Genomic DNA, 8,315 nt, shown 5'->3' on the forward strand with positions numbered 1-8,315 from the left:
AGATAGGGCTACGATATCGATAACAACGGTTTTATGCATGTTCTATTTTTCTAATAAATTTTTAACCCAAGCCAGTTCCCTGATAATTGAATCGTTTAAAGGTGCTTTTAAAGCTGTTGGTAAAACTTCCCAGGTATAGGTTTCTACTTCTAAATGAGCGGTAAAAGGGTTATTTTTTTGCAGGTTTAATACCTCGGTAATATCCGATTGTGTAGATTKGATCAAACCCATATCTTCAACAAAAATAGGTACATGAAAATGTGCCCGCCACTCTTCTACTTCAGGATTTTCTCCCGCTGCCAGTGCATCAGCAAGGTCAGGATAACGCAACAGCGAACCATCATTTTTTCGGGCAATTACCTGATGGAGGTAAGTAGGTTCGTCAAAACGGCCTAACTGAGCCAATACGGCTGTTCTTTCCGAAACAGATGCAGGTAATTTAGCTTTCAATGCGGCACTGATCTGGATTTTTCCAATCTGAATGCCTTTCTCCTGCAGTTCATTGATAATGGCTGTATGGGGTTCGTAACCGATTGCGAAATGACAAACATCATAACACAAACGGATATGCATTTTGATCAGATTTTCTGCTTCATTGGCGTTTAAACCCGATCGATCCGAAAAATAATTTTTTCCAGTTGGTAAAAGTTCGTGTTCAAACCAGTTGATAAATTCGGGACCAGATTCGAGAAAACCATCGGGTTCTGGTTCGATATCGAGATGAATGATTTTATCTGTTTTTTTAAAGATTTTTGCTAAGCCTCCGGCAACTTCCAAAATATGTGCGCTTGCAGTAACTGTAGCTTTTTCTCTTCCCAAAGCATCCTTAAACCAAGGTTTGTAGCTTAATGGCGATGTCGAAATGCCTCCATCCATACCTTCCGGGAGTAACTGTGAAAGAATTTCTGCTAAACGGAGTGTATATTCGACGCGATCTCTCGTCGTCCAATCGGGCGCATGTACCTGATCTTTAACCCTGGTATGATGGAAACCGCCATATGGAAATCCGTTCATGGTAAAAACATATCCACCTTCCTGCTCAAGCCACAGCTTAAATGTTTCCAGGTGATTTTCTTCCAGCAATTCGATACTGGCGAGATTGGAAAGGCGCAAACCTATACCCAGCGGTGCCTCTGGCGACAATTGCGCTTTTAATACCGGAAAACTATCTTTTAACACGGCAAAATGTGCCATCCAGCTTTCGCCTGCATAAATGTTGGTACAGAAGGTTAAATGTCCGGAAGTTAATTTCATAGCTTAATGTTGAATGATAGCTGTTTGGTTGTTTAAAATTTCGGCAGCTCGTTTTAAAATGTCGGCATCAATTTCGTGAACTTCCTCTCCACTGCCAAGGCCTGTAAGTAAGGTGATGGTCAGCTCTCCACCAAGATGCTCTCTAAATTCTTCCAATCCTTGTAAAATTGGGCTATTACCTTCGGTAACCTGTAACAAAGGATGCGTTAATTCGAAACCAAGTTGCTGAATCAAAGTGATTACCCTTTGTGCATCTTCAGTGCTGATCCTGCCCGATAAATTGGAATACACAGCATCTAAGGCTATCCCCATGGCAACGGCTTCACCATGCCTCACTTCAAAATTAGTCAGATATTCTAGTTTATGGGCGCTCCAATGGCCAAAATCCAAGGGTCGGGCCGAACCGTTTTCAAAAGGATCGGCACTGCGGATATGCTCCATATGGAGTTTTGCACATTTCCAGATCTGGTAGTTCATAGCTGTTATATCCCGCTGCGCAAGCGCAACAGCATTTGCTTCCAGCCACTCAAAAAACTCACGGTCTTTAATCAGTGCCACTTTAATTGCTTCGGCAATACCTGAGCGCCAATCGCGATCGGATAGCGTGCTTAAAAATACTTCGTCGTTAAAAACAGCGACCGGCGGCGAAAAAGTACCCAAAAAGTTCTTTTTATTGAAATAATTAATTCCATTTTTCACACCAACCCCCGAGTCGTTCTGCGAAAGCACAGTACTTGGAATCCTGATGTGTTTGATACCACGGTGTGCAACAGTAGCCGCATAGCCCACCATATCGAGTACAGCGCCACCACCAATAGCAGCAACAAACGAATGTCTGTCGATACCATGAACATTGATGGCTTCCAATACCTGATCAAAATATCTGGTATCGTTTTTTACCTGTTCTCCCCCTGGGATGATCAGGATATCCTGAACCAGCTGCGTTTGAGGGTATTTTGAAAAATATGTTTTAATCTGGGTGTTAAGGTCTTTGTGTGCATTTGTTACACCTTCATCTATTACAAACAAGATCTTCTTTACTGCAACAGCCGGATTTAGGTTAACTAAAAAACTGTTCAACAGTTCATTTTCAGGCAAAAAAAGCGATGAAGTAAAGAAAACATTATAATTATATTGTACGGTAAAGGATTGATGTAAATGTTCCATATCAATTTGAGAATGTGTGTTTGATGGTTAAGTAACGGCGAATAATTTAGAAAGCCACATGGATAATGGCAATAAAGCTGCAATTATAAAAGCCAAAATCAAGGCATCGAAAGTTACGGCCCAAGCTGCATCCATCAAAATAAGTGAAATTACACCAGCTTTTACCGCCCCGCCGATATTTTATTTAATGCAGCTAATGCAATACCGCCCAAAAGTAACAGGCTACCTAAAATAGTTGCATTTTTTAAGCTGATCAGCCCGCTGGGAATGGCCCGCTCCGGACGTTCTATTTTATCCAGATCGGCATCAAAAACATCATTAAAAACGATTCCTCCTCCATATAAACAGGCTGTTGATGCAGCCAAAAATACAATAGATAACCATGGAATGGAAAACCCACTGCTTAAAACGCCAGAAATGGCAATTCCTGCTAAAATATCGGCTACTGACGTAACAATATTGGCAGGGCGCGTCATGCGCAGATAGACAATTATTTTTTTCAATACTTTAGCTAATGATGATAGACGATTTATCTGTTCTTGGCTGTTGCCCACCACGCAAAATGGTATTGCCTTCGAATTTCTCGGTAAGGTCTACATTTTTTTGCGCATTAAAATCAGCTTCATCCAGCTGCCCGCTCTGTGCAAATGCAGTAATCGCATTGCGGTAAGTAACCAGCTCAATAGCCTCATCGCTTAAACCACGCATTTTCATTAAAGCAGCAGTTTTTGGTACGGCTAAAGGATCGCTGATGCCCCAATCAGCAGCAGAATTTACCATAATACGTTCTGGACCATATTGTTTTACAATTTCTACCATGCGCTCGTTACCCATTTTAGTAAACGGATAAATGGTAAAAGCAGCCCAAAAGCCTCTATCTAAAACCTCTTTTACCGTCTCTTCGTTATTATGGTCGATAATTACGCTATAAGGATCAAGGCCATGCTCCAAAGCAATATCCATACTGCGTTGTGTGCCTTTTTTCTTATCGCGGTGTGGTGTATGCACCTGAACAGGTAAACCTGCTTCTTTAGCAAGCAGAAGTTGTAATCTATAATATTTTTCTTCGGCTGCAGTTTGATCGTCAAAGCCGATTTCGCCTATGCCAACTACTCCTTCTTTATAGATAAACAATGGCAATATTTCCATTACCTGCTCTGCCAGGCTTTCGTTGTTGGCTTCTCTTGAGTTAAGACCAATGGTGCAATAATGTTTAATGCCAAATTGAGAAGAGCGAAAGCGCTCCCACCCGATCAGGCTACTGTAATAATCTCTAAAGCTATCCAATCCGGTACGTGGCTGCCCCAGCCAAAATGCGGGTTCTATCAAGGCAACAACTCCCGCATCAGCCATCGCCTGGTAATCGTCGGTCGTTCTCGAAGTCATGTGAACATGTGGGTCGAAGAATTTCATTCCCCTTACCGCACTGATATCAAACGCCTCAGGCTCCCCCATCAATGCTTTATCTCTTTCAATTGAACTACTGCAACACATATATTTCTATTTTGAATTTCTAATGGTTAAAATGAATCCCAGTTTAAACTTCCTTCTGTGAAGGCCAACTTAAGTTCAGGAAAAGTGTTAATATAATCTTTTGCCGGCTGATAATCGGACTGTGCGATAGCAAGTGCAATGGCGCGCTGTTCAATTTGGTCGTAATGCTGTAAACCGACTTTAAGGGTCTCAAAAATCTCGGCATTGATAAATTTACTAACCAGGCGCCAAAGCTGTGGGTTTACCTTTCGTTTGGCCACCCAACGTTCTTTTGCATAATCAATCAAAGTTAATGCAAGTTCCAGATTAGCCCGTTTATCTAAACCAACGATGAGCTTAATATTTTTTTCGGTAAAAAACGCCTTCAGCACCAATTGGTTCCAAGCCGCTTCATCCAGATTTTCTGAAGGATAGGGATTGTTTTCCATTATCGCTTCCAAAACCGATCCAATATTACTCCTAATCCCTTCAGCACAACGTTTTACCCAAATTTCAGGATGAGCTAAAAACGGCAGGGCCGAATACAAAGCCACCGCCTCATTCATTTCTGCCGACAGAAATAACCGATCGACGGTTGTGTAAAGTTTCTCCTGGTCTATTGAATTTAAAGTGCTCAGCAACCAAACGCGACAAAGTCTATCTATTGTCCAGTTACAAATATAACTGATTCCAGCCTCTTCTATTAAAACCTTTTGTTCTTCGTTAAGTTGAATAAGCGATTTCCCGGTTTTTCGCGGCACCATCACAAATGCCTGACTGATTTTATTGCTTTGATCAGCCGATTGTGTTATACTTTCCAGCCAATTTTGGCCATCTGCACCTACATTGCTTTTTACAATAGCTGATAAAGCTTTTTGGATAGCCATCGTATCATCACCTTTCATAAAGTATCTAAATCTATTAGCTGGCAATACCCGCCGAAACAAAATAATTGATCAACAAAGCTCCCGCAATAATCAACAGGCCAAAAAATTCTCTCGTTTGTTCGATATAGGGTTTAGTTGCCTGCATGCTTTCAACCAAACTTGGCCGCTTATATTTCATAATCCAATCTCTTACACCATCTTTTGCGAAGAATAGGATAGCAGCATAAATTAAGTAGAAAGCAGTTAAAAACAGATAAGCGAAAGGATAAAATTTACCGGACGCAGCCAATCCGCAGCATATTGCGGCACTTAAATAGATAGAAACCCAAAGAAAGGCATCGTTATCATTTAAATTTACATAGGCAAAGCCTAAAAACGAGATGCAAAAAATAATGTTAAGAATAATTAAAAGCATTTTAAATTATTTGGTTTAAAACAAGCTAAATCGATTTCCCGATGTTTTTTTCATTGAAAAACAAAGTTATTTAAACTGATTGCTTTTTTTGCCTAAAAATTGTAAATTATATACTGCTATAAAAGTAACGCTTCTGCTGTAGGTTTTTTTCCGATTAAATTTTCTCTGGTGCGGGGTATATCCGGATCATAAAGAATAACGGGATAAAGTAAAATCATAAAATCGGGTCTGAGTGATATATTCTCTTTATTCTCTATCACCACCCTGTTTAACTGTGTACCTGCTGTTGAGACTAAATGCCCACCTGCCGATAGCCCCATCATTCCTATCTTATTTGGATTTATATTCCATTCGCCTGCTCTTCTGCGTACCGTTTTAATAGCGGTTTGTGCATCCTGCAATGGACCAATCGTTTTGTCGTTCATAATTCTATCGCTGGGTAAACGATACTTCACAACAAAGGCAGCAACCCCCAGCGCACTGAATGCCTTAGCAATTTCAATGCATTTTTTAGGGGCAAGAACAAAATAACCGCCACCGGGAAAAATGATTACAGCCGTTCCATTGGCTTTATTTTTATCCGGAAAATAGGCCTGCATGGTAGGGATGCTTACATTTTTAATCAGGCTATTACTGTCGGTTTCTTCAATGTAATCGGCAGGGGTTCTCTTTGCATTTGGTACCTGCCCTTGATAAAGTGGGATAGTAAGATCCTGGGCACAACAAAATGAGGAAGATAAAATTAAAAAGAAAAAAATAAAGGCTCGTTTCAAGGGAATTGGGTTTAATTGCTTAAAATTAAGCCCGCTTTAACAATAAACATGTGCAGAAATGCGCTATTTATGCCTGTGTTTTTCTGAACATCAAGGGTTGAAAACCATAAGCTGATTTAAAGGCCCTGCAAAAAGCACTCACGTTTTCGAATCCACAAGCCCAGGTTATTTCATGAATGGGTTTATCTGTATTTTTAAGCAAATCAACAGCCTGTTTAAGTTTTATCTGAATCAGGTATTGATGTGGCGTAACCTTAAATACAGATTTAAACTGCCTGATGAGCTGAGGAACTGATAAACAAGCAATACTAGCCAGTAATTTTAAATCGGGCTTCTCCATAAAAGTTGAATGCAGAAAATCCTTCGCGATACACAAACGCTTGTAAATTTCAATTTTTGAACTCGGCTTTATGGCCGAAACGCCTGCAATTTTTTCCGTATCGGATTTAAGTGTCTTGATCAGATAGCTAAGTAAAAAAAACAGCTGTTCTTCAGCACAATCGTCATAACCATTATTTTCGAGGCCTGAAATAAGCTTTGCCAGTTGCAACTGTAATTCAGGATCGATACCATTCAACGTCTGAAAAAACTCGGGTTGTTCATTATTCTTATAAAATGGATTATCCAATAATTCCACTTCACTTTTTAAAGTATCCTGAAATACTTGCGCCGCAAAATCTTTTTGAAAAAACACCGATAATCCCCTAACCTTATCCATGGTATCAATTTTACAGGAATAATTTTGTTCATTGTTGAGGATCAGGAACTGCCCGGGCCGAATTGCCAGCTTACGTTTATTAATACCATACCACTCCTCTCCTTTTAATATCGTTTTGAAAGAAAGACATCCCACATGATCATCACAAAAGCTATAACTGCTAACGGTATTAAAAACAACATTTTGCATTTTAAACCTTCTAAAATGAAGATCCTGATCAAAATCAGGGCTGGAATGATCTGGCAATGAAGTTAAATACATCTGCTGATAATATTTTTGCGATTAAGATTAACACAAGATAATAACTGTTGCATTAAAACGATCATTTTTTGAGCAAATTATTGCTGTGAAACATTTTCAGTTTCTTTTCAGGCGAATGCTATAATTGAGCATTTCTGCACATACATAGAAAAACATACATGATAATTTTGAGCAGTTTAAAACAGAAATATTAAAAAATCAATCTATGAAATCAATTAGTAAAAATTTATCATTGTTGTTCTTTACATTGGTATTAACCCTTGTATTTTCCTGCAAGGGCAAAAATGTTCCGTCAAATGATTCGGATGAAGCTGCCGCAGGTAGAATTGTAGGCACCTATAAAGGGACAGTAGATATCACTTCAACCGAATATTTTAATGCAATTATCCAGGTTACAAAAGAGAATGGCAACAAAGTAAAGGTTACAGCAAAATCTGGTGAGCCATATTCCAATGTAACATCAAAAATTTTCACTATACAGGCGATACAGGGTTCTAATGATGCCAAGGCGATTGGGGCTCCAGAAGGGACATTGATATACGACCATGCGGCAAAAAATATCGCTATTGTTACCCTGCCAACCGCATCGGGCGACATTTCGTTTAATTTCAGCGGTACAAAACAGTAAAAAGACATTTAAAGCCTCTTCAGCGGCTCAATTTATTGTTAAAACATATCGATTATTGGCGTATTCATTAAAACAGCCAGGTTATAACAGTAACCTGGCTGTGTTATCTATACCTTTTATATATTTACATACACCTTAAGCTTAACCAATGCACCTAAATATCATTACAATAAAACCGCTTAACCAAGCTGTATTAAAAAAAATCATCCGTTTATTTCTCCTCTGTGCAATTCCACTATTTAGTTATAGCCAGGAAATTATCATTCCAAAAAAAAACCTGGTAGATAAAAAGTGGATTAAAGATCAAACTTATCGAATGAACTGGTCAATGCTTAAAGATACGACCAGGATTATAATAGGTATTGTAAATACTAAAGTTATGGTGTTGAATAATGAGGTACAAGTAATTACAGAAGTAAAACTAAAAGGACAAGCCTCCTCATGGATAGATTCTACAATTGTAAATAAATCAGATCTTTCGCCAATCTATCACTCCAGCTACAATGCACAGCGTGATATGGTGATCCACTTTGATCAAGAGATTAAGGGCTTTTATCGGGATAAAATAACTCAAAAAACTACAGCAATAAACGAAAAGTTACAATCAAGCTATTTCGACAGTAATTTTTACCCTATGTTAATCAATTGGCTGCCTTTAAAAACAGATTATAAAGCCGACATTAATATTTATGATTACAATCCTAAAACGATGGCCGGGATTGTGAAGGTACACCTACTC

The 8,315-nt window shown here is 39.0% G+C and carries 10 protein-coding genes; 2 read left to right on the forward strand and 8 right to left on the reverse strand.

Annotated elements, in window-relative coordinates; translation table 11 throughout:
* Nucleotides 1-42: 42 nt before the first annotated feature.
* From eboE to AC1DND_RS23405, 8 genes are all read right to left on the reverse strand, one after another.
* The gene (eboE, locus tag AC1DND_RS23370) at nucleotides 43-1,254 is read right to left on the reverse strand and encodes a metabolite traffic protein EboE (RefSeq protein WP_477584985.1); all 1,212 of its coding nucleotides are present in this window, start codon (nucleotides 1,252-1,254) and stop codon (nucleotides 43-45) included.
* A 3-nt stretch (nucleotides 1,255-1,257) separates the two neighbouring features.
* Nucleotides 1,258-2,421: a 3-dehydroquinate synthase gene (locus AC1DND_RS23375; protein ID WP_477584986.1), complete on the reverse strand. Its 1,164-nt coding sequence runs from the start codon at nucleotides 2,419-2,421 to the stop codon at nucleotides 1,258-1,260.
* A 161-nt stretch (nucleotides 2,422-2,582) separates the two neighbouring features.
* Nucleotides 2,583-2,924, reverse strand: a complete 342-nt coding sequence (locus tag AC1DND_RS23380; protein ID WP_477584987.1) for a UbiA family prenyltransferase — start codon at nucleotides 2,922-2,924, stop codon at nucleotides 2,583-2,585.
* Nucleotides 2,925-2,928: 4 nt separating this feature from the next.
* The gene (locus AC1DND_RS23385) at nucleotides 2,929-3,915 is read right to left on the reverse strand and encodes a TatD family hydrolase (protein WP_477584988.1); all 987 of its coding nucleotides are present in this window, start codon (nucleotides 3,913-3,915) and stop codon (nucleotides 2,929-2,931) included.
* A gap of 26 nt (nucleotides 3,916-3,941) precedes the next feature.
* Nucleotides 3,942-4,799 carry an EboA domain-containing protein gene (locus AC1DND_RS23390; RefSeq protein WP_477584989.1) on the reverse strand — a complete coding sequence of 286 codons (858 nt, stop codon included), beginning with the start codon at nucleotides 4,797-4,799 and terminating at the stop codon, nucleotides 3,942-3,944.
* 16 nt (nucleotides 4,800-4,815) lie between these two features.
* Nucleotides 4,816-5,196, reverse strand: a complete 381-nt coding sequence (locus AC1DND_RS23395; RefSeq protein ID WP_477584990.1) for a transmembrane 220 family protein — start codon at nucleotides 5,194-5,196, stop codon at nucleotides 4,816-4,818.
* 116 nt (nucleotides 5,197-5,312) lie between these two features.
* Nucleotides 5,313-5,969: an alpha/beta hydrolase gene (locus tag AC1DND_RS23400; RefSeq protein WP_477584991.1), complete on the reverse strand. Its 657-nt coding sequence runs from the start codon at nucleotides 5,967-5,969 to the stop codon at nucleotides 5,313-5,315.
* A gap of 67 nt (nucleotides 5,970-6,036) precedes the next feature.
* Nucleotides 6,037-6,948, reverse strand: coding sequence for an AraC family transcriptional regulator (locus AC1DND_RS23405; RefSeq protein ID WP_477584992.1), 912 nt, complete (start codon nucleotides 6,946-6,948; stop codon nucleotides 6,037-6,039).
* A gap of 205 nt (nucleotides 6,949-7,153) precedes the next feature.
* On the opposite strand from AC1DND_RS23405, the gene AC1DND_RS23410 reads away from it, so the two are divergent.
* Together AC1DND_RS23410 and AC1DND_RS23415 are read left to right on the forward strand one after the other, a co-directional pair.
* A complete protein-coding gene (locus AC1DND_RS23410; RefSeq protein ID WP_477584993.1) occupies nucleotides 7,154-7,576 on the forward strand; it encodes a hypothetical protein in 423 nt (140 codons plus the stop codon).
* A 148-nt stretch (nucleotides 7,577-7,724) separates the two neighbouring features.
* On the forward strand, nucleotides 7,725-8,315 hold a 591-nt coding region (locus AC1DND_RS23415), incomplete at its 3' end, for a DUF3108 domain-containing protein (protein ID WP_477584994.1).

The organism is Pedobacter sp. 01N416, assembly GCF_056399685.1.

What these genes read in the sequence shown, in the direction of transcription:
- AC1DND_RS23375 (WP_477584986.1), bottom strand. Translation starts at nt 2,421, where the DNA reads ATGGAACATTTACATCAATCCTTTACCGTACAATATAATTATAATGTT.
- AC1DND_RS23385 (WP_477584988.1), bottom strand. Translation starts at nt 3,915, where the DNA reads ATGTGTTGCAGTAGTTCAATTGAAAGAGATAAAGCATTGATGGGGGAG.
- AC1DND_RS23390 (WP_477584989.1), bottom strand. Translation starts at nt 4,799, where the DNA reads ATGAAAGGTGATGATACGATGGCTATCCAAAAAGCTTTATCAGCTATT.
- AC1DND_RS23395 (WP_477584990.1), bottom strand. Translation starts at nt 5,196, where the DNA reads ATGCTTTTAATTATTCTTAACATTATTTTTTGCATCTCGTTTTTAGGC.
- AC1DND_RS23405 (WP_477584992.1), bottom strand. Translation starts at nt 6,948, where the DNA reads ATGTATTTAACTTCATTGCCAGATCATTCCAGCCCTGATTTTGATCAG.
- AC1DND_RS23410 (WP_477584993.1), top strand. Translation starts at nt 7,154, where the DNA reads ATGAAATCAATTAGTAAAAATTTATCATTGTTGTTCTTTACATTGGTA.